The organism is Pseudomonas sp. HY7a-MNA-CIBAN-0227 (genome assembly GCF_040310325.1).
Lineage (GTDB): Bacteria > Pseudomonadota > Gammaproteobacteria > Pseudomonadales > Pseudomonadaceae > Aquipseudomonas.
In genome coordinates this window covers 129,340-148,494 of the sequence record NZ_JBEOPT010000012.1, presented here as the reverse complement: position 1 = coordinate 148,494, position 19,155 = coordinate 129,340, and the positions used below count along the sequence as shown (strand labels likewise).

General features: G+C 57.8%; 18 protein-coding genes and 1 pseudogene. 10 read left to right on the top strand and 9 right to left on the bottom strand.

The features are described 5' to 3' along the window. Positions 1 to 5 precede the first annotated feature (5 nt). Together AAEZ06_RS20000 and AAEZ06_RS19995 are read right to left on the bottom strand one after the other, a co-directional pair. Positions 6 to 1,625, bottom strand: coding sequence for a methyl-accepting chemotaxis protein (locus AAEZ06_RS20000; RefSeq protein WP_502948043.1), 1,620 nt, complete (start codon positions 1,623 to 1,625; stop codon positions 6 to 8). A gap of 479 nt (positions 1,626 to 2,104) precedes the next feature. Further along, positions 2,105 to 2,596, bottom strand: coding sequence for an Lrp/AsnC family transcriptional regulator (locus AAEZ06_RS19995; protein WP_133100380.1), 492 nt, complete (start codon positions 2,594 to 2,596; stop codon positions 2,105 to 2,107). 196 nt (positions 2,597 to 2,792) lie between these two features. Between AAEZ06_RS19995 and AAEZ06_RS19990 the strand changes: the two genes are divergently transcribed. The 5 genes from AAEZ06_RS19990 (at position 2,793) to AAEZ06_RS19970 (ending at position 8,869) form a co-directional block, all read left to right on the top strand. After that, positions 2,793 to 4,028: a 3-methyl-2-oxobutanoate dehydrogenase (2-methylpropanoyl-transferring) subunit alpha gene (locus tag AAEZ06_RS19990; protein ID WP_149415051.1), complete on the top strand. Its 1,236-nt coding sequence runs from the start codon at positions 2,793 to 2,795 to the stop codon at positions 4,026 to 4,028. Position 4,029: 1 nt separating this feature from the next. Further along, entirely contained in the window at positions 4,030 to 5,088 is a 1,059-nt protein-coding gene (locus AAEZ06_RS19985) for an alpha-ketoacid dehydrogenase subunit beta (protein ID WP_133100382.1), read from the top strand. Beyond that, positions 5,089 to 6,363 (top strand): dihydrolipoamide acetyltransferase family protein, encoded by a 1,275-nt coding sequence (locus tag AAEZ06_RS19980; protein ID WP_350615829.1) that lies wholly within the window; start codon positions 5,089 to 5,091, stop codon positions 6,361 to 6,363. It abuts the gene before it with no gap. 3 nt (positions 6,364 to 6,366) lie between these two features. After that, positions 6,367 to 7,746: a dihydrolipoyl dehydrogenase gene (gene lpdA, locus AAEZ06_RS19975; protein WP_350615827.1), complete on the top strand. Its 1,380-nt coding sequence runs from the start codon at positions 6,367 to 6,369 to the stop codon at positions 7,744 to 7,746. A 103-nt stretch (positions 7,747 to 7,849) separates the two neighbouring features. Further along, positions 7,850 to 8,869 carry a branched-chain amino acid aminotransferase gene (locus AAEZ06_RS19970; RefSeq protein ID WP_149413076.1) on the top strand — a complete coding sequence of 340 codons (1,020 nt, stop codon included), beginning with the start codon at positions 7,850 to 7,852 and terminating at the stop codon, positions 8,867 to 8,869. 50 nt (positions 8,870 to 8,919) lie between these two features. Here AAEZ06_RS19970 and AAEZ06_RS19965 read toward each other — a convergent pair whose 3' ends face one another. Beyond that, complete coding sequence (locus AAEZ06_RS19965) at positions 8,920 to 9,807, bottom strand: GNAT family acetyltransferase (RefSeq protein ID WP_350615825.1); 888 nt, start codon at positions 9,805 to 9,807, stop codon at positions 8,920 to 8,922. 209 nt (positions 9,808 to 10,016) lie between these two features. Between AAEZ06_RS19965 and ctlX the strand changes: the two genes are divergently transcribed. Both ctlX and ocd read left to right on the top strand, forming a co-directional pair. Further along, complete coding sequence (gene ctlX, locus AAEZ06_RS19960; protein ID WP_350615823.1) at positions 10,017 to 10,958, top strand: citrulline utilization hydrolase CtlX; 942 nt, start codon at positions 10,017 to 10,019, stop codon at positions 10,956 to 10,958. Further along, positions 10,955 to 12,001 (top strand): ornithine cyclodeaminase, encoded by a 1,047-nt coding sequence (gene ocd, locus AAEZ06_RS19955; RefSeq protein WP_350615821.1) that lies wholly within the window; start codon positions 10,955 to 10,957, stop codon positions 11,999 to 12,001. Before ctlX ends, ocd begins: the two co-directional genes overlap by 4 nt. A gap of 258 nt (positions 12,002 to 12,259) precedes the next feature. Here ocd and AAEZ06_RS19950 read toward each other — a convergent pair whose 3' ends face one another. From AAEZ06_RS19950 to AAEZ06_RS19940, 3 genes are all read right to left on the bottom strand, one after another. Then, on the bottom strand, positions 12,260 to 12,556 hold the full coding sequence (locus AAEZ06_RS19950; protein WP_256666198.1) for a hypothetical protein: 297 nt from the start codon (positions 12,554 to 12,556) through the stop codon (positions 12,260 to 12,262). 496 nt (positions 12,557 to 13,052) lie between these two features. Next, positions 13,053 to 13,775 carry a DUF4225 domain-containing protein gene (locus tag AAEZ06_RS19945; protein ID WP_350615819.1) on the bottom strand — a complete coding sequence of 241 codons (723 nt, stop codon included), beginning with the start codon at positions 13,773 to 13,775 and terminating at the stop codon, positions 13,053 to 13,055. Then, complete coding sequence (locus tag AAEZ06_RS19940) at positions 13,772 to 14,257, bottom strand: Hcp family type VI secretion system effector (RefSeq protein WP_350615817.1); 486 nt, start codon at positions 14,255 to 14,257, stop codon at positions 13,772 to 13,774. Before AAEZ06_RS19940 ends, AAEZ06_RS19945 begins: the two co-directional genes overlap by 4 nt. Before the next feature lie 285 nt (positions 14,258 to 14,542). Here AAEZ06_RS19940 and AAEZ06_RS19935 point away from each other — a divergent pair. The 3 genes and pseudogenes from AAEZ06_RS19935 to AAEZ06_RS19925 all read left to right on the top strand — a co-directional run. After that, positions 14,543 to 15,073: pseudogene (locus AAEZ06_RS19935) on the top strand (ABC transporter permease subunit); the annotation flags it as partial. A 3-nt stretch (positions 15,074 to 15,076) separates the two neighbouring features. Then, on the top strand, positions 15,077 to 15,922 hold the full coding sequence (locus AAEZ06_RS19930; RefSeq protein ID WP_256666202.1) for an ABC transporter ATP-binding protein: 846 nt from the start codon (positions 15,077 to 15,079) through the stop codon (positions 15,920 to 15,922). A gap of 12 nt (positions 15,923 to 15,934) precedes the next feature. Next, a complete protein-coding gene (locus tag AAEZ06_RS19925) occupies positions 15,935 to 16,432 on the top strand; it encodes an Lrp/AsnC family transcriptional regulator (RefSeq protein ID WP_149413080.1) in 498 nt (165 codons plus the stop codon). Positions 16,433 to 16,558: 126 nt separating this feature from the next. On the opposite strand, the gene AAEZ06_RS19920 is transcribed toward AAEZ06_RS19925, so the two are convergent. The 3 genes from AAEZ06_RS19920 to AAEZ06_RS19910 all read right to left on the bottom strand — a co-directional run bounded on the left by AAEZ06_RS19920 (position 16,559) and on the right by AAEZ06_RS19910 (position 19,085). Next, on the bottom strand, positions 16,559 to 17,392 hold the full coding sequence (locus AAEZ06_RS19920; RefSeq protein WP_149413081.1) for a TIGR03915 family putative DNA repair protein: 834 nt from the start codon (positions 17,390 to 17,392) through the stop codon (positions 16,559 to 16,561). Further along, a complete protein-coding gene (locus AAEZ06_RS19915) occupies positions 17,389 to 18,609 on the bottom strand; it encodes a putative DNA modification/repair radical SAM protein (RefSeq protein ID WP_149413082.1) in 1,221 nt (406 codons plus the stop codon). Before AAEZ06_RS19915 ends, AAEZ06_RS19920 begins: the two co-directional genes overlap by 4 nt. Before the next feature lie 131 nt (positions 18,610 to 18,740). Then, positions 18,741 to 19,085, bottom strand: coding sequence for an FKBP-type peptidyl-prolyl cis-trans isomerase (locus AAEZ06_RS19910; protein WP_149413083.1), 345 nt, complete (start codon positions 19,083 to 19,085; stop codon positions 18,741 to 18,743). Positions 19,086 to 19,155 lie beyond the last annotated feature (70 nt).

Genomic DNA, 19,155 nt, shown 5'->3' with positions numbered 1-19,155 from the left:
ATCAACTAACTCACGGAAAACTTTGAAACGATCTGCTTAAGATCCACCGCAAGCTTGGACAGTTCATTGCTGGCAATGGATGTCTGACCGGCGGCAGAAGAGCTCTGAATAGAAAGATCCCTGATGCTGATGAGGTTCTGATCAACGGAACGAGCCACATGGGCCTGCTCCTCCGATGCGGTCGCAATCAGCAGATTTCTTTCATTGATATCAGAGATGGCTTGGGTGATTTGGGTAATGGCGGCGCCTGCTTCATGGGCGATCTTTAACGAGTCCACGGCTTCACTGCGGTTCAACTCCATGGACAACACCGCCTCACTGGAGCAGCTCTGGATTTTCGCAATCATCTGTTCAATTTCGTGGGTAGAGGTTTGCGTTCTGTGGGCCAGCGCCCTGACTTCGTCGGCCACGACAGCAAAGCCGCGCCCCTGCTCTCCGGCCCTGGCCGCCTCGATCGCCGCATTCAAGGCAAGCAAGTTGGTTTGTTCGGCAATGGAACGGATAACCTCGACCACCTTGGCGATATCCTGGGCCTGCTTGGCGAGCCCTTCGACTTCCAGCCCGGTTTGCTGAACCGTTGCGCTCAACTTTTCAATCGAGGCAATGGTCTGGGCAACACGGTCCTGACCCACTTTTGCCGAGCGCTGGGAGTCTTGAGTCGATTGGGAAGCCGAGACAGCATTTCTGGCCACTTCCTCTACCGCCGCAGTCATCTCATTGACTGCCGTAGCGGCCTGATCAGTTTCCATACTTTGTCGCTCAATGCCTGCACTTGACTCTTTGGTGATCGAACTCATCTCCTCCGCCGCCGAGGCCAGTTGCCCCGAAGCTTCGGAGATATGCTGCAAGGTGCTTTTCAGGTTCATTTGCATGGCCGCCGTAGACTGCTGCAGATCCGTCAACTCGTCCTTGCCACTGATATTAATGGCGACACGCAGGTCGCCTTGGGCAATCTTGGCCGTCGCCGCCAATAACTCCTTGACCGGCGTGATAATGCTTTTGGTGAACAGGTGCGCCACCACGACCGTCAACAAGACCGAGACCACCATCAGCACAATGGTAAGCAGGCGGGCGGCATCAAACTCATCGGAGGCCGTACCCACGGCGATTTGCGCACCGTTTTGGTTTATAGCCACCAGTTCACCGATCCACGATTGAAGTTTTAACGCCACGGGACTGGCCTGGTCGCGGATAAACACGTTGATATCATTTATCGAACGAGATGCATCCATGGTCACCAGCTCATCAACCTTGAGGTTATAACTCTGGACGCCTTTCACTATGTCTTCGTACTTGTTTTTCTCCTGCGGACTTGAAACAAATTTTGAGTACTTCTCTGTCACGTCAACCAATACGTTCCTCGCATCCTTGATCGCGTCAGCGGAGTCCCCACTCAACCTATTGTTTTCCATCGCAAATCGACGCAGCTCCAGCCGAAGGTTTAGCAATGCGCTTTCTATTTTTCCTGCCTGGCTAATACTGGGAAGCCAATTAGTTTCAATCGCGACCGTCGAGGCATAAATCTTGTCAGCTTTTACCAGCGTCAGGCTCCCTTGTATCAATAGCAAAAGACAGACAACGCCAAAACACAAAGTGGTGCGCAAGTTCAGCCTTATCAATCGCATTGACATAACAACTCCCGATTTCCTTAGCTCTGCGGACCTTGCGCCCTGTGCAGAAGCTGTCAGATATCACTTTATTTAGAGGCGAGTGAAAAAAACGTAACGCTAAGCGGTTATTTTTGTTAAAGCCAAAAATACCGTGTGAGCGCAAAACCAAAACACCACCTGAGACACTATTGAAAGTGCTCAATATGGCGCTTTATTTAATAAGAGGGCGCAATGCAAGTTGACCAGCGAAATCATAAAGCGCACGGCAGACTAAATCTTGACGCGCCATGACTATAAGTTCTCGCTTAAAGCTGGAGTTTAGCAGGTGCACCAGCGAGCGCAGGGAAAACCGATCTTATAATGTAAAGTATCGACAGTGATAGAGCGTATCGGGGGTCATCCGCACTTGTTGCCATCTAAACGAATAGACTGGAGGGAAACTTCACCTTATAACGCAGCGACGACGCCCCCCCGTCGCTGGTCAAGGCTGGCGCTTACGGCTTGCTCAACATCAGGCCATCTGGCGGCAACGGTAGCGCCGTCTTGTAGCGCACCTGCTTGAGCGCGAAGCTGGAGCGGATATTCGCCACGCCGGGCACCTTGGTCAGAAAGTCCATCATGAAGCGCTCCAACGACTGGATGGTCGGCACCAATACCCGAATCAAATAGTCGGGATCGCCGGCCATCAAATAGCACTCCATCACCTCCGGCCGATCAGAAATCGCCCCTTCGAACTGCTGCAACGCCTCCTCGTTCTGCTTTTCCAGGCTGACATGGATGAACACATTGACGTGCAGCCCCAGCAAATCGGCGTCCAGAAGCGTCACCTGGTCGCGAATAAGCCCCAGCTCTTCCATGGCCTTGACCCGGTTAAAGCACGGCGTGGGTGACAGGTTGACCGAGCGGGCAAGGTCGGCGTTGGTGATGCGGGCGTTCTCCTGGAGGCTGTTGAGAATCCCGATATCGATACGGTCCAGCTTACGCATGAGACAAAACCACCTGTTTATTATGTTTATGCAGTTTTTTTATCCTCAAATGAACTGAAGCGCAACGAAACAGAGAGAAATATTCTCCTACGCCCAGCCTATGATTGTTGTAGGACAAGATTTCTTCTACCCGAAGACTGACTGTCAGCTAAGCGCGCCCACTACAAGAAATTCACAAGATCGAGCGTAGAAAGCCATGAATCAGCAATACGAACCGCTGCGCCTGCACGTTCCCGAGCCTTCCGGCCGTCCAGGCTGCAAAACTGACTTTACCTACCTGCGTCTGACCGATGCCGGTACGGTGCGCAAACCCGCCATTGACGTTGAACCCGCCGACACCGCCGACTTGGCCAAGGGCCTGATCCGCGTGCTCGACGATCAGGGCCAGGCCCTTGGCCCATGGGCTGAAGGCGTACCCGTCGAAATCCTGCGCAAGGGCATGCGTGCAATGCTCAAGACGCGGATCTTCGACAACCGCATGGTGGTCGCCCAGCGTCAGAAAAAAATGTCGTTCTACATGCAAAGCCTTGGCGAAGAAGCCATCGGCAGCGCCCAGGCCCTGGCCTTGAACATTGACGACATGTGCTTCCCCACCTACCGCCAGCAAAGCATCCTGATGGCCCGCGAAGTGCCGCTGGTGGACCTGATCTGCCAACTGCTGTCCAACGAGCGCGACCCGCTCAAGGGCCGTCAGTTGCCGATCATGTACTCGGTGCGCGAAGCCGGCTTCTTCACCATTTCCGGCAACCTGGCGACCCAATTTGTACAGGGCGTGGGCTGGGGCATGGCCTCGGCGATCAAGGGCGATACCAAGATTGCCTCGGCCTGGATCGGTGATGGCGCCACAGCTGAATCAGACTTCCACACCGCCCTCACCTTCGCCCACGTCTATCGGGCGCCGGTGATTCTCAACGTGGTGAATAACCAGTGGGCGATCTCCACCTTCCAGGCCATCGCCGGCGGTGAAGCCACCACCTTTGCCGGACGCGGCGTGGGTTGCGGGATTGCCTCCCTGCGGGTAGACGGCAACGACTTTATCGCGGTGTACGCCGCCTCCGCCTGGGCCGCCGAGCGCGCCCGGCGCAACCTGGGGCCGACCCTGATCGAATGGGTCACCTACCGCGCCGGCCCCCACTCCACCTCCGATGATCCGTCCAAGTACCGTCCCGCCGACGACTGGAGCCACTTCCCCCTGGGCGATCCGATCCTGCGCCTCAAGCAGCACTTGATCCGTATCGGCCAGTGGTCCGAAGAGGAACACGCTGCCGTCAGCGCGGAACTGGAAGCCGAAGTGATCAAGGCCCAGAAAGAAGCCGAACAGTACGGCACCCTCGCCGGCGGCCAGATTCCAAGCGCCGCGACCATGTTCGAAGACGTCTATAAAGAGATGCCGGAGCACTTGAAGCGCCAGCGTCAAGAGTTGGGGGTCTGACATGAACGATCACAACAACACTATCGAGCTGGAAACCGCCATGACCACCACCACCATGACCATGATTCAGGCCCTGCGCTCGGCCATGGATGTGATGCTTGAGCGTGACGACAATGTCGTGGTGTTCGGCCAGGACGTCGGCTATTTCGGCGGCGTGTTCCGTTGCACTGAAGGCCTGCAAAACAAGTACGGCACCTCGCGGGTGTTCGACGCGCCGATCTCGGAAAGCGGCATCGTTGGTGTCGCCGTGGGCATGGGTGCCTATGGCCTGCGCCCGGTGGCGGAAATCCAGTTCGCCGACTACGTCTACCCGGCTTCCGACCAGATCATTTCCGAAGCGGCGCGCCTGCGTTATCGCTCGGCCGGCCAGTTCACCGCACCGATGACCCTGCGCATGCCTTGCGGCGGCGGCATCTATGGCGGCCAGACCCACAGCCAGAGTATTGAAGCGGTGTTCACCCAGGTCTGCGGCCTGCGCACGGTGATGCCGTCCAACCCTTACGACGCCAAGGGCCTGCTGATCGCCTCCATCGAAAACGATGACCCGGTGATTTTTCTCGAACCCAAGCGCCTGTACAACGGCCCGTTCGACGGCCACCACGACCGCCCGGTAACCCCGTGGTCGAAACACCCCGCCGCGCAAGTCCCGGATGGTTACTACACCGTGCCGCTGGACGTCGCCGCCATCACTCGTCCGGGCTCGGAGGTAACCATCCTGACCTACGGCACCACGGTGTATGTGTCGCAAGTGGCTGCTGAAGAAAGCGGCATTGATGCCGAAGTCATCGACCTGCGAAGCCTATGGCCGCTGGACCTGGAAACCATCGTCAACTCGGTGAAGAAAACCCGTCGTTGCGTGATTGTCCACGAAGCCACCCGCACCTGCGGTTTCGGCGCCGAATTGGTGGCGCTGGTTCAGGAACATTGCTTCCACTACCTGGAAGCGCCTATCGAGCGCGTCACCGGTTGGGATACCCCGTATCCCCACGCGCAAGAGTGGGCGTACTTCCCTGGTCCGTCCCGTGTGGGCGCGGCTTTGCATCGGGTTATGGAGGTCTGAATGGGCACGCACGTTATCAAGATGCCGGACATTGGCGAAGGCATCGCAGAAGTTGAACTATCGGTCTGGTACGTCAAGGTTGGCGATCTGGTGGTAGAGGATCAGGTGCTGGCGGACGTGATGACCGACAAGGCGATGGTGGATATTCCCTCGCCGGTCCATGGCAAGGTGATATCCCTGGGCGGTGAGCCGGGTGAAGTGATGGCGGTGGGCAGCATTCTGATCAGTATTGAAGTGGAAGGCGCAGGCAATACCAAGGAGTCGGCGTTGTCGTCTGTGGTAGAGGAAGCGGAAGCGGCACCTGTACCTGCGCCGAAGGTCGAAGCCAAGGCCCCGGCCATTGAAAGCAAACCAGCGACCAAGCCGGTCGTTGCTCAAGCCCCGGTAGCCCGTGATGCCGACGAGCGTCCGTTGGCCTCCCCAGCCGTGCGCAAGCATGCGCTGGATGCAGGTATTCAACTACGCCTGGTCCAGGGCTCCGGCCCAGCCGGGCGGATTTTGCATGAAGACCTTGAGGCGTATTTGCTGCAGGGTCCGGCAAAAAGTTCGGCAGCATCCAACCCTTACGCCGAACGCAATGACGAACAGCAAATCCCGGTGATCGGCATGCGCCGCAAGATCGCCCAGCGCATGCAGGACGCCACCCGGCGTGCCGCGCATTTCAGCTACGTGGAAGAGATCGACGTCACTGCCCTCGACGAGTTGCGGGTACACCTCAATGAAAAACACGGCGCCACCCGCGGCAAGCTGACCTTGCTGCCGTTTCTGGTGCGGGCCATGGTCGTGGCGTTGCGGGACTTCCCGCAGATCAACGCGCGTTACGACGATGAAGCCCAGATCATCACTCGCCTGGGCGCGGTGCATGTCGGCGTCGCCACCCAAAGCGATATCGGCCTGATGGTTCCGGTGGTGCGTCACGCCGAGTCCCGCAGCCTGTGGGGCAATGCCGAAGAGATCACCCGCCTGGCAGCCGCCGCGCGCAATGGCAAGGCCAGCCGTGATGAGCTGTCGGGCTCGACCATCACGTTGACCAGCCTCGGCGCCTTGGGCGGGATTGTCAGCACACCGGTGCTGAACCTGCCGGAAGTAGCCATCGTCGGCGTCAACCGCATCGTTGAGCGACCCATGGTGATCAAGGGGCAGATCGTGATCCGCAAGATGATGAACCTCTCCAGCTCCTTCGATCACCGGGTGGTCGATGGCATGGACGCGGCGCAATTCATCCAGGCCATCCGTGGCCTGCTCGAACAACCCGCCAGCCTGTTTCTGGAGTAAGGCATGTCTCAATCATTAAATACCACACTGCTGATTATCGGCGGCGGCCCTGGCGGTTACGTGGCGGCGATTCGTGCCGGCCAACTGGGCATCCCGACCATTCTGGTGGAGGGCCAGTCGCTGGGCGGTACCTGCCTGAATATCGGCTGCATTCCGTCCAAGGCACTGATTCACGTTGCCGAACAGTTCCAGCAAACCGTGCACCACAGCCAGGGTTCCCACCTGGGGATCGAGGTCGACGTACCCACCCTGGACATCGGCAAAAGCGTGGCGTGGAAAGACGGCATCGTTGACCGCCTGACCACCGGTGTTGCCGCGCTGCTGAAGAAACACAAGGTGCAGGTCATCCAAGGCTGGGCCAAGGTCATCGATGGCAAGACTGTGGCGGTTGGCGACCAGCGCATCCAGTGCGAGCACCTGTTGCTGGCCACCGGTTCGAAAAGCGTCAACCTGCCAATGCTGCCAATTGGCGGGCCAATCATCTCTTCCACCGAGGCCTTGGCGCCGACGAAAGTACCCAGGCGCCTGATCGTAGTCGGCGGTGGTTACATCGGGCTGGAGCTGGGGATTGCCTATCGCAAGTTGGGGTCCGACGTCAGCGTGGTCGAGGCCCAGGACCGTATCCTGCCAGCCTACGACGCCGAGCTGACGCAGCCGGTGGCCGAATCCCTCAAGCAACTGGGGGTCAAGTTGTACCTGAAACACAGCGTCACCGGCTTTGAACACAACACCCTGCAAGTACGTGATCCCAACGGCGACACCCTGTCCCTGGAAACCGACCAGGTGCTAGTGGCCGTCGGTCGCAAACCCAATACCCAGGGCTGGAACCTGGAAGCGTTGAACCTGGACATGAACGGCTCGGCGATCAAGATCGACAGCCGCTGCCAGACCAGCATGCGCAATGTCTGGGCCATTGGCGACCTGAGCGGCGAGCCGATGCTGGCGCACCGCGCGATGGCCCAGGGCGAGATGGTCGCAGAGCTGATCAGCGGTAAAACTCGCGAATTCAACCCGGCGGCAATCCCGGCAGTGTGCTTTACCGATCCAGAACTGGTGGTGGTCGGCAAGACCCCGGACGAAGCTAAAGCCGCTGGCCTGGACTGCATCGTCGCAAGCTTCCCGTTTGCCGCCAATGGCCGCGCCATGACCCTGGAGTCAAAAACCGGCTTCGTGCGGGTGGTGGCGCGGCGCGACAATCACCTGATTGTCGGTTGGCAGGCGGTGGGTGTCGGTGTGTCCGAGCTGTCCACGGCGTTTGGCCTGTGCCTGGAAATGGGCTCACGCCTGGAAGACGTGGCGGGCACCATCCACGCCCACCCGACCTTGGGTGAAGCGGTGCAGGAAGCGGCGTTGCGGGCCTTGGGGCACGCGTTGCACCTTTGAAGGGGGTGCGAATGCACCGGGTAATGAAGTATTGTTGCGCCCATCCAGAAATAAACCACACGCCTGCCTTCGACCAGGCGGTTGACAAGAGATAGAGGGTGTCATGGGTAACGAAAGCATCAATTGGGACAAGCTGGGTTTTGACTACATCAAGACCGACAAGCGTTTTCTCCAGCACTGGCGTAATGGCGAGTGGGAAAAAGGCACCCTGACCGAAGATAACGTGCTGCACATCAGCGAGGGCTCCACCGCCCTGCACTACGGCCAGCAATGCTTCGAAGGCATGAAGGCCTATCGCTGCAAGGACGGTTCGATCAACCTGTTCCGCCCGGACCAGAACGCCCTGCGCATGCAACGCAGCTGCGCACGCCTGCTGATGCCACAAGTGCCGACTGAAGACTTTATCGAAGCCTGCAAGGAAGTGGTCCGCGCCAACGAGCGTTTCATTCCGCCGTACGGCACCGGCGGTGCGTTGTACCTGCGTCCGTTCGTGATCGGTACCGGTGACAACATCGGTGTGCGCACTGCGCCCGAGTTCATCTTCTCGATCTTCTGCATCCCGGTGGGCGCCTACTTCAAGGGCGGCCTGACCCCGCACAACTTCCTGATTTCCGGCTACGACCGTGCAGCACCAAACGGCACTGGCGCGGCCAAGGTCGGCGGCAACTACGCCGCGAGCCTGATGCCGGGTTCCCAGGCGAAAAAGGCCAACTTTGCCGATTGCATCTACCTGGACCCGCAAACCCACTCGAAGATCGAGGAAGTCGGTTCGGCCAATTTCTTCGGGATTACCCACGACAACACGTTCGTCACCCCGAACTCGCCGTCGGTATTGCCAGGCATCACCCGCCTGTCGCTGATCGAACTGGCCAAGTCCCGCCTGGGTCTGAAAGTGGTCGAAGGCGATGTGTTCGTCGACAAGCTGTCGGACTTCAAGGAAGCCGGCGCCTGCGGTACAGCGGCGGTGATCACGCCCATCGGCGGCATCGAATACAAAGACAAGCTGCATGTGTTCTACAGCGAAAAAGACGTCGGCCCGGTGACACAGAAGCTCTATAAAGAGCTGACCGGAGTGCAATCGGGTGATGTTGAAGCGCCTGAGGGTTGGATCGTCAAGGTTTGATCCTGCACCTGCTTTAAACAAGAAACCCGCCTATTTGGCGGGTTTCTTGTTTATTCGGGGATGTTTTCCGGGATCTTCTTGCCCATGCTTATCCGCGGCTGCGCCCCGTAGCCCAGCGCCTCGTAAAAACCCACTACCGCATCATTGCCGCCAGTGATCTGCAGGTTGATCTTCATGCAGCCCAAGGCCGTTAATGCCTGCTCGGCATGCCGTACCAACGAGGCGCCCAAGCCTTGCCGGCGATAGTCGGGATGCACTGCCACCGAATACAACCAGCCGCGATGCCCGTCATAACCGGCGAGGATGGTGCCAATCACGGTTTTCTTGTCCGTAGCCACAAAAAACAACCCGTCGTTGACCGCCAGTTTTTTATCAATGACCAGGGTCGGCAGGTTGTGCGCCGAGTCATAACCAAAGGCCGCCTGCCACAGCGCCACCACCTGCGCACGGTGTGGGCGGTCGCGGTAGGGGCCAATGGGATGGCGTGACGACAATGCCTTCTCCATCACCAGGGTGCGTTCGTTACCGTGGTAGACGTCGCGCACAGTAATGAAGCCTAACTTGATATAGAACAATTCGGCAGTCAGTGAGGAGGGTACATTCAATACCGTCACTCCGGCCTCGCGGGCACGCAGTTCGATTTCGATCATCAGTAGGCGGCCGATGCCCTGGCCTTGCAACGTCGGATTGACGAACACCGAACGCACCACATTAGCGTCGAGTGCGGCGGTGGCGACGATCACTTGATCCTGGATCGCCACCAAGACGGTTCGGCGCTTAAGCAATTGCAGCACCGCGTCGGGAGTAAAGTTGCTCGCCACCCGCGCAATCACGTCAGCCGGGTAATCCTGGGCGTTGTTGTCGTGCAGGGCCGCGAGAATGACTTGGCTTATGCCTTCAGCATCGACGGTTTGGGCAAGACGAACTTCGGTTGGCATGATTTCCCCTTCTTGACACCCATATTGTAGCGTGCAGCAGCATCGAATTTTTTACCGAAAAAGATGCCACGCCCACCCTAGCAGCCGATTTCGCTGCAAAACCCCGCTTTTCAGCTTTCCCGGCTGAGTCACGCCCCTACTTCAACCGGGATTCTGCCTCCATAGCGCACAAAATAGCTTTACTGCCCAACCCATGGACCCGTGCCCCCATGCAAACCACTAACACCGTTCTGATGATCCGCCCGGCACGCTTTGCCTTCAACCCGGACACCGCGATCAACAACCGCTTCCAGCAAGCTCCCCTGGACCCCTACAGCGCACAGCAGAAAGCGCTGGAAGAATTCGACGGCTATGTCAACACCCTGCGCCAGCACGGTGTGGAAGTGCTGGTGGTGCAAGATACCCTCGCGCCCCACACCCCGGATTCGATCTTCCCCAACAACTGGTGGAGCAGCCACGCCGACGGCAGCCTGGTGCTGTACCCGATGGAGGGCCAGAACCGTCGCCTGGAACGCAGCAAAGGCGTGCTGCAAGTACTGGAGCAACGCTTTGCCATCCACGACACCATCGATTTCAGCCACCTCGAAGAACAGAACATGTTCCTCGAAGGCACCGGCAGCATGGTCCTCGACCGCCAGCACCGCATCAGCTACGCCTGCCACTCAGGACGTACTCACTCCGATGCCTTGCGCCAGTTTGCCGAACGCTTGAACTACCAGGTCTGCGTGTTTCACGCCGTCGACCGCCACCACGCACCGATCTACCACAGCAACGTGATGATGAGCGTGGGCCGCAACCTTGCCGTGGCCTGCCTGCAAGCGCTGCCTGAAGAGCACGAACGCCTGGCCCTGGAACACTCCCTGCGCGACACTGGCAAGGACATTCTGGCCCTGGACTTCGACCAGCTGGAAGCCTTCGCCGGCAACATGCTGGAAGTCCACGACCGCCACGGCCAGCCGCTGCTGGTGATGTCCGCCAGCGCCTGGCACTCCCTCAAGCCCACCCAGCGCGAGCACGTGGAACGCCACACCCGACCGGTGGTGGTGAACATCGACAACATCGAGCGCATCGGCGGCGGCAGTGCCCGCTGTATGTTGGCGGAAGTGCATCTGCCAACCCGTCCCTCATACCAACAAGGAGTCTTCCCATGACCCGTTATATCGACGTCAACGACCTCAGCTATCTGGTTTCGCAAAAAGGTCTGCTGACCTGCATCGCCGAGATGGCCGAGTACATTCGCGCCGACTACCTGCGCTGGCACGACTTTGAAAAATGCGCACGCCTGGCCAACCACTCGCCGGAAGGTGTGATCGAGTTGATGCCGGTTTCGGACGCCTCGCTGTACGCCTTCAAGTACGTCAACGGCCATCCGAAAAACACCCAGAGCGGCATGCTCACCGTCATGGCCTTCGGCGCCCTCGGCGATGTCGACACCGGCAAGCCGGTGCTGCTCAGCGAAATGACCCTGACCACCGCGATCCGCACCGCCGCCACCTCGGCGCTGGTGGCACGCTACCTGGCCCGGGAAGACAGCCGCAGCATGGCGTTGATCGGCAACGGTTCCCAGAGCGAGTTCCAGGCCCTGGCCTTTCACTCGATGCTGGGCATCAATGAAATCCGCCTGTTCGATATCGACGCCAAGGCCACCGCCAAGCTGGCGAACAACCTCAAGGCCTTCCCGGCGATCAACGTGATCCTGGCCAGCAGCGTGGCTGACGCCGTACGCGGTGCCGACATCGTCACCACTGTCACCGCAGACAAGGCCTACGCCACGATCCTCACTGACGAGATGATCGAGCCCGGCATGCACCTCAATGCCGTCGGTGGCGACTGCCCCGGCAAGACCGAACTGGACCGACGAATCGTCGAGCGTGCGCGGGTGATCGTCGAGTACGAACCGCAAAGCCGCATCGAAGGCGAAATCCAGCAAATGCCGCAAGATTCCCAGGTGACTGAACTGTGGCAAGTCATCAACGGCCAAGTGGCTGGCCGGGAAAATCCGCGCCAGGTCACGCTGTTCGACTCGGTGGGTTTTGCAATCGAAGACTACTCGGCCCTGCGGTACGTACTGGACGTGGCCAAGGCCCTGGACGTGGGCAGCGAACTGGAACTGGTTCCGGATCTGGCCGATCCCAAGGACCTGTTTGCACGGCTTGCACAGCAGCCGGCCGCACAGCAGAAAAAACACGCCTGAGACCGCTCTGGCCTGCCGCTTTGTGTAAGGGGCAGGCTGGAAAAAGTTGATCCACAAGCCGATTTAACGGGTATTTCAGCCGATTGCGCTGCCACTCGCGTTTTAACAGCCTATTACGCGCGTCATCGCTGGGATAAACGACACAAAAGACGCACCACCTTGAAGCATTCTTTGTGGCGAGCCCGCTCACCACACAAACCCACTTGCCATAAAAAGCTGGGGTTTGGGGCGCAATGGAACCAAAAACCAACGTAAGCCCTACCACCTCCGCTCAGAGCCCTCTTCCCAGTCATCCGCCTCGATAATGCAATTGCGCATCTCAGCCTCTTGTCTGATCTCGGTCAGCAGATCATGTACCGTCTTATCCAGTGCCTCCTCGTTACGATAGAGAATGCTCAACGAGTAGTTACCCGACGCCAGCGGCTTCATGCCATAGGGTTCCAGACAGTAACGCTCGATGTTCTCCTTTGCCCGCTTTTTGCCACGCACGAACTTGCTGTTGTTCTCGACGGCCAGGCGCAATATGACCGTCGCGATCCGTTCGGCATCGTCCATTGCCGGCGGGACTGTGATGCCGAGATGCTGGGACGGTACTCCTTCGCAGTACCGGAAGAGGTTGCCCGAGGTGAGTTGCGGCCACAGCGTAATCCGGACGACGATATTTAGGTGCGCACGGAGGGGCAGTCATGCCCTTTATTGATCAGGGTGGGGCATCCTAGGCGGGACTGATTAGATGTGAGTTTACTTTCGTGAAAACCAGCGCCTCGGCTCATATTGGGTGGGAACACAGCATGTGTGGAGGAAAATACTTACAAATGCGATCCATCCAACTGCATCATTACCTTGAAGGATAGGTTTTAGTGCAGGGAAAATAATATCATACCCGTACCTTACGGTACTCATATGAAATGATCCAAAAAAAATAGTTAGAGATAAGCATATAAAAAACCATCCCCACTTGAATTTCGCACCAGAAAAAAATCTCGACAAAAAATATAAAGAAGACAACACTATCAAAGACAGCACTAGATATGCAATTGAAACTATAATATTATTTGCCATTGCCTTTGTACTCCAGGTACATTGATCTACCTGTCACGCTATCGCTAACCCCTTCAAATATAAGTGCACTACTCCCCATTGTCTTATATGACCTTATATAATCAGTATTTATATATCTAAATAGGCGCCAAGCATCTGGCTTTAATACCATTCTCCCGACGCCATATGCAGAAAGTCCTAAGTCAACAGTACCATAAGCCATATCCCCTTCAAGTGCGCCGCCGCCGAGTAGTTTAGCGCCCTCCTGATAAATCTTCCTGACGGGGCCTTGGGTGTCAGAACGATTTTCTAAGAGGTTACGTCCGTTCTCATAGAGATTATTAGCACCATGGGCCATCATGGGGGCACCTGCGAATAGGCACAGCGTACCGGCTGAGCCGTAGCAGATTCCGGCCCCTATTGCGATTTGAAATGCCCCGGCGATTGCTCCCACGCCTTTTTGAGCAATCTCAAATGACTGGCTCAGCAGGCTGCTCTGTTCGTTTTTGAGGTCCTGTAGGCCCTGCTCAGGGCTTTTTTTGCCCTGCGAGACATCATTAACAATGCTTTTGGCATAATAAGCGACTTCGCGGTTGAATTGTAAACGCAGCGTGCCGTCTTTGATGTGTCTAACACCTAATGTGCTAGCTTGGCTTCCAAGTTTTCCAGCCGCGGCACTAACCATCCAGTAGTCACAGCTACCAGGCATGCAACTTTCGTTTGATGGTTTCATTCGTTATTTCCCCACGTGCTGTATCCGCTGGTGCCAGCAGCGTGGTGGGTCCACGTGATTTCTCGGTAACGGATGGCTACATGTTCTTGCGGTTCGGCGTCGTTCTGCAAAATAGCGTGGGGCATTTCAAGTGTCAGGTTAGCAATAATTCCGCCACTGATCGAGATAGAATAGAATTTTTCCTGCAGGCCAAAAGAAGAAACTCGATAAAAACTGATTGTACAGTTTATTTCTTCTCTAGATGAGAGTGCTTGAGCGAGGAGCGGAGAAGCCTTATCAACGTTTTTGGTGATCAGGATTGGACTATGTGTTGGCTTATTAATATTTCCGATATTGACCATGTTGTGGGTGTAAGACAGAACCATAATTTCGTCGGTATACCCGGTCTGACACTTGTTGCCAATAGAGTCTTGGGTTGAACAACCTGCCGAAATCAGTCCTTGAGCCTTGCCGGTGATCGTCATGTAACCATGGTTAGCCATACGTACCACTCCTTTTAGTCAGCCGAATATCCTATTACAAGGGGCTCAGACGCGATGTAGGACATTTCCGAAATCCTGTACGAAATATGTCGCGCTTTGGTCCAGCGGCTCGGTAAAGGACCGGGCCAGGTAAGTCTGCGGGCTGGTCGCGAAACCAGGAGCCCGAAATCAGTCAGGAAGCCGAGATGCGCAATTGTTTTATCGAGGCGGATGCCTGGGAAGAGGGCTCTGAGCGGAGGTGGTAGGGCTTACGTTGGTTTTTGGTTCCATTGCGCCCCAAACCCCTACACCTACCTGTTTCGCGGCACGCCACTCTATATTCAGTTGCTGATTTGCTACACCGGCCTCTATGGCCTGGAAGTGGTGCAGGACAACGCCCTGCTCAACCAGTTTTTCCGCAATGCGCTGAACTGCACGCTGCTGGCCTTCGTACTCAACACCTGCGCCTACACCGTGGAAATTTTCGCTGGGGCCATTCGCAACATTCCCCACGGCGAAATCGAAGCGGCACGGGCCTACGGCTTGCACGGCTGGCGGTTAAACCTGTTTGTGGTGATCCCGGCGGCCTTGCGCCGCTCATTACCGGCCTACAGCAACGAAATGATCCTGATGCTCCACGCCACGTCACTGGCGTTTACCGCCACCATCGGCGACATCCTAAAGGTGGCCCGCGATGCCAATGCCGCGACCTTCCTGACGTTCCAGTCATTCGGTATCGCTGCCCTGCTGTACATGCTGCTGTCCTTTGCACTGGTGGGCCTGTTTCGACTGGCCGAACAGCGCTGGATGCGTTTTCTTGTTCCTACCCGAGGCTAACCCATGAATCAGTCCGCGCAGGCCCTGGCCGCTTATCCCGCTGATGTACGCCCCGCTGCAAAACCTACCGTCGTAGCGGAAAATGCCAACGTCAAACTCAAGGTCGAAGGCCTGCATAAAAGTTATGGCGAACATGAGGTGCTCAAGGGCGTCTCCCTCAATGCACGCAACGGCGATGTGATCAGCCTGATCGGCGCCAGTGGCTCCGGCAAAAGCACCATGCTGCGCTGCATAAACTTTCTTGAGCAGCCGGACGCCGGGGTAATCACCCTCGACGGCATCAGCATCGAAATGCGTCAGGGCCGTTCCGGCGTGCGTGCGCCACACCAGGCGCAATTGCAGAACCTGCGCACCCGGCTGGCCATGGTGTTCCAGCACTTCAACCTGTGGAGCCACATGACCGTGCTGGAAAACATCACCATGGCCCCGCGCCGGGTGTTGGGCATGAGCGCAGCAGAGGCTGATAAACGCGCGCGCATGTACCTCGACAAGGTGGGCTTGCCGGGGCGGGTGGCTGATCAATACCCGGCGTTTCTCTCCGGCGGCCAACAGCAGCGAGTGGCCATCGCTCGTGCCCTGGCCATGGAACCGGAGATCATCCTGTTCGACGAACCCACTTCAGCGCTAGACCCGGAGCTTGTAGGAGAAGTACTTAAAGTCATACAGACGTTGGCTGAGGAAGGTCGTACCATGCTTATGGTCACCCACGAAATGGGCTTTGCTCGGCAGGTGTCCAGCCAGGTGCTGTTTCTGCATCAGGGCCGGGTCGAGGAACAAGGCGGAGCCGAAATCCTCGATCACCCCAACAGCGAACGCTTGCAGCAATTTCTTTCCAACCGCTTGAAGTGAACACCAAACCCCATGGATACCAAGGCAAAAGGCCCTCATTCTTCCCCAGTGCTGGATCGCATCGACGAAGCCATCATCGATGTGCTGCGGCATCAGGGGCGCATTACCTACGAGAAGCTGTCTTCCTTGGTGCACCTTACGCCCAGGCCTTGCCTGGAGCGGGTGCGCAAGCTGGAGCGACGCGGGGTGATCCGTGGTTATGGCGCCATCATCGATGTGCAAATGGTCTCGCCGGGGCTCTCCTTGCTGGTGCTGGTCGCCCTCTCCAACCAGAGCGGTCGTTCGGCACAGAAAGCCTTCGAGGCCTGCGTCAAAGTTTGCCCGCAGGTGTTCGAGTGCCAATTGATCAGCGGCCCGTTCGACTACAGCCTGCGCATGCGCTGCCGGGACATGGAGCATTATCGGGTGCTGACGGAAATCTGGTTGAACAACGGCGAGCTGCACATCGATAAGTTGGTGGCGCATCCAGAGTTGGCGGTGGTGAAGAATACTGCGACCGAATTAACCTGAAACCCGGTTTCTTAAACACTGGAGAACCCATGTGGGAGCTGGCTTGTCGGATCGCTGCGATAGCATCAACTCGGCTCTGCTGCTGGACCGGGTCGTCTGCATCGCGGGCAAGCCCGGCTCCCACACTTAACCGTGCCCGCTTGAAATCCGCTTGCCCGGCAGCGCCGCAATCAACTTCGCCTGCCCATCCCGCTGCTTACCCGTGCGAGCCTCACTGATCAACCCCGGTATCAACTTGCCCTCCGGCAGGTTCTTCCAGAATCGACTAGGCAAGTGCCCCTCCATGACCTTGGGATTCAACCGTGCCGGGTTGAAGATATGGCTGTAGTAAGTCAGCCACATGGCGCTATGGGGGTCTTCGACGTTTTGCGCCATCTGCCGCCATTGCGGCGGGCAACTGCGCTGATGAATCAGTTTCTGGCCGTCGTAATACACCCCATCCAAAGGCGTGGCGATCAACCAGCGATGCCGGCCCATTCGCCCAACAAAGTGCTGGCTCGCGCTGTGCAAAATGTCGTGGGCCGGTTCATGCCACGCCACGTACTCGGGCAACTCAGGCCCCGCCGCCGTGGGCAGCGCGATGAACCGCACAAAGGCATGCAGGTGATGAGCCTCGCGCTGCACCTGCTTCAACCGCCGATGCAACTCGCTGCCCAGCTTGTCCCCCGCCAGCATCGCCGTGCGATCACCATGACTGACGCGCCACAGCACTTCATACAACAGGCTCCAGCGCTGTTCACCGTGATAACAGGCGGCGCTCTCCAGCAGTTCCAGCAGCGCCTTGGGAATCCGTGCCTGGAATGGTCCCGCGTGTGCCGGATACGCCTCGTCGGTAGCAAACAAGTCAGCCACTTCTGCCTCGCCCCAGCTCACATGGCTCGGATCAATCTGATGGCTGAGTAGCCAGCGCGCCTGCTCGCGCCACGTGCTGAAGAGGTTGTCGCATTCCAGGCTGATCATCCCCATAACCCCAGTTGTTGTGGTTGCGGGCGGTCCCGCAGTTGCTCACGCAGCAGCACGCTGGTGCTTTCCGCCTGCTGTGGGTGGTAGTCGCTGGTGATGAAAAATGGTTTGGCCTTGCTCAGCACGCAACGCATCCGCGCCAGGTCTTCATAGCGGATCTTGCGTTGCCGACGCAGGTCCACCAAACGCTGGGTGGTGCGCAGGCCAATCCCGGGAATTCGCGCGATCAGCGTCGGCTCGGCGCGGTTCAAATCCAGGGGGAAAACATCGCGGTGTTCCAGGGCCCAGGCCAGCTTGGGGTCGATATCCAGGGCCAGGTGCCCCGGGCCCTGAAACAGCTCGCTGGCGCTGAAACCATAACTGCGCAAGAGGAAATCCGCTTGGTACAAACGGTGCTCGCGCATCAACGGCGGCGCGGCCAGGGGCACGCTTTTCGGGCTATTGGGGATGGGACTGAAGGCCGAGTAGTAAACCCTGCGCAATTTGAAATTGCCGTACAACGACTCGGCGCTGTGGAGGATGGTACTGTCGTCGGTGTCATCGGCGCCGACAATCATCTGCGTACTTTGCCCGGCCGGGGCGAAACGCGGCGAGCGGGGTTCGTTGAGGACCGTTTGCTCGCCGGTAAAGATGGTCTGCATTGCCTGTTTGATCGAAACAATCTGCTTTTCCGGCGCAAGTACCTGCAGGCTCTTGTCCGTGGGTAACTCGATATTCACGCTCAGCCGATCGGCATAGCGGCCAGCCTCGGCAATCAACGCTGGGTCGGCTTCGGGAATAGTCTTGAGGTGGATATAACCGCGAAAGTCATGCTCTTCGCGCAGTAGCTTGGCCACCCGCACCAGTTGCTCCATGGTGTAGTCCGCCGAACGGATGATCCCGGAACTGAGAAACAGCCCGCTGACGCAGTTGCGCCGGTAGAAATCCAGGGTCAGGGTCACCACTTCTTCCGGGCTGAACCGCGCGCGGGGCACGTCACTGGAGCGGCGGTTGACGCAGTATTGGCAATCGTAGAGGCAGAAGTTGGTGAGCAATACCTTCAGCAACGACACGCAGCGCCCGTCCGGCGTATAGCTGTGGCAAATCCCCATGCCATCGGTCGAACCCAGTCCCGCCTTGCCCTCGGAGCTGCGCTTGGGCGCACCGCTGCTGGCGCAAGACGCGTCGTACTTGGCGGCGTCGGCAAGGATGCTGAGCTTTTCGATCAACTGCATGGGGGTTACCAGTACTGGTTTTTTATACAGTATCAGCAGCACCGCTGCAGGTTCAAGAAAATGGTGGTGAACGGTCGAACAATTTTTAAGGCGCGTGCGTTCGATCCCGCGACACCAACCCCACCTATTCCTCAATCATCCCTTGTCAGCACTTCCAGCAATTGGATCTCGAAACGCAAATGACTGTTGGGCTTGATATGCGCGCCCATGCTTCGCTCGCCATAGGCCAGGTGCGCCGGCACGAGCAACGTACGAACACCGCCGACCTGCATGCCCATCAACCCCAGGTCCCAGCCCTTGATTACCCGGCCAGTACCGATCACACACTGGAACGGCTTGCCGCGCTCCCAGGATGAATCGAACACCGTGCCATCTTCCAGGGTGCCGGTGTATTGCGTGGTGATCAGGGCGCCCTTGACCACGGTTTTGCCGTCGCCCAAGCGCACGTCGGTGATTTGTAGATCTTCGCTGTTCATGGGGGATCTCGTTAGGTTTGCACAGACCGGGGTTTTCCCAGAATCAGCTGGTTTTGGCAAGCGCAGGAAA

Coding starts and splice junctions, on each gene's coding strand:
- AAEZ06_RS20000 (WP_502948043.1), bottom strand. CDS start 1,625: ATGCGATTGATAAGGCTGAACTTGCGCACCACTTTGTGTTTTGGCGTT.
- AAEZ06_RS19995 (WP_133100380.1), bottom strand. CDS start 2,596: ATGCGTAAGCTGGACCGTATCGATATCGGGATTCTCAACAGCCTCCAG.
- AAEZ06_RS19990 (WP_149415051.1), top strand. CDS start 2,793: ATGAATCAGCAATACGAACCGCTGCGCCTGCACGTTCCCGAGCCTTCC.
- AAEZ06_RS19985 (WP_133100382.1), top strand. CDS start 4,030: ATGAACGATCACAACAACACTATCGAGCTGGAAACCGCCATGACCACC.
- AAEZ06_RS19980 (WP_350615829.1), top strand. CDS start 5,089: ATGGGCACGCACGTTATCAAGATGCCGGACATTGGCGAAGGCATCGCA.
- lpdA (WP_350615827.1), top strand. CDS start 6,367: ATGTCTCAATCATTAAATACCACACTGCTGATTATCGGCGGCGGCCCT.
- AAEZ06_RS19970 (WP_149413076.1), top strand. CDS start 7,850: ATGGGTAACGAAAGCATCAATTGGGACAAGCTGGGTTTTGACTACATC.
- AAEZ06_RS19965 (WP_350615825.1), bottom strand. CDS start 9,807: ATGCCAACCGAAGTTCGTCTTGCCCAAACCGTCGATGCTGAAGGCATA.
- ctlX (WP_350615823.1), top strand. CDS start 10,017: ATGCAAACCACTAACACCGTTCTGATGATCCGCCCGGCACGCTTTGCC.
- ocd (WP_350615821.1), top strand. CDS start 10,955: ATGACCCGTTATATCGACGTCAACGACCTCAGCTATCTGGTTTCGCAA.
- AAEZ06_RS19950 (WP_256666198.1), bottom strand. CDS start 12,556: ATGGACGATGCCGAACGGATCGCGACGGTCATATTGCGCCTGGCCGTC.
- AAEZ06_RS19945 (WP_350615819.1), bottom strand. CDS start 13,775: ATGAAACCATCAAACGAAAGTTGCATGCCTGGTAGCTGTGACTACTGG.
- AAEZ06_RS19940 (WP_350615817.1), bottom strand. CDS start 14,257: ATGGCTAACCATGGTTACATGACGATCACCGGCAAGGCTCAAGGACTG.
- AAEZ06_RS19930 (WP_256666202.1), top strand. CDS start 15,077: ATGAATCAGTCCGCGCAGGCCCTGGCCGCTTATCCCGCTGATGTACGC.
- AAEZ06_RS19925 (WP_149413080.1), top strand. CDS start 15,935: ATGGATACCAAGGCAAAAGGCCCTCATTCTTCCCCAGTGCTGGATCGC.
- AAEZ06_RS19920 (WP_149413081.1), bottom strand. CDS start 17,392: ATGATCAGCCTGGAATGCGACAACCTCTTCAGCACGTGGCGCGAGCAG.
- AAEZ06_RS19915 (WP_149413082.1), bottom strand. CDS start 18,609: ATGCAGTTGATCGAAAAGCTCAGCATCCTTGCCGACGCCGCCAAGTAC.
- AAEZ06_RS19910 (WP_149413083.1), bottom strand. CDS start 19,085: ATGAACAGCGAAGATCTACAAATCACCGACGTGCGCTTGGGCGACGGC.